Genomic DNA, 357 nt, shown 5'->3' with positions numbered 1-357 from the left:
GGGATATATGTCACAGGGATCATTCAAGACAGCTGTCCTGACTAATCAGATATGCAGGATCAAGGATGGGTATCTAAAGTTTCCGGGGACAAAGGATAAGCTGTCTCTTGGTCAGCTCCCTGAAGAAGTATGCCTTAAGGAAGTGCGTATAAAGCCCTGTAGAAACAGCTTTGCCCTGGATGTAGTCCTATCTGTTCCTGATATGGGGATAATACCAATTGCTGATAAAGATATCCTCGCTGACCTTTCGGACGTATCAGATCTGAAGGGCTTGAGAGTAATGGCCATAGATCCCGGAACAGACAACATAGCTGCTGTAGCAAACACTTTTGGTGCAAGGCCATTTGTGATAAAGGG

1 pseudogene is annotated in these 357 nt (G+C 45.4%); it reads left to right on the top strand.

The window, feature by feature from the left end:
* Positions 1-357, top strand: a pseudogene (locus D6855_RS16615) (RNA-guided endonuclease InsQ/TnpB family protein); the annotation flags it as partial.

The sequence above is a fragment of the Butyrivibrio sp. CB08 genome, from assembly GCF_003625485.1.
In the GTDB taxonomy this organism is placed as follows: Bacteria; Bacillota; Clostridia; order Lachnospirales; family Lachnospiraceae; genus Butyrivibrio.
This window is presented reverse-complemented; position numbering and strand designations above follow the sequence as displayed.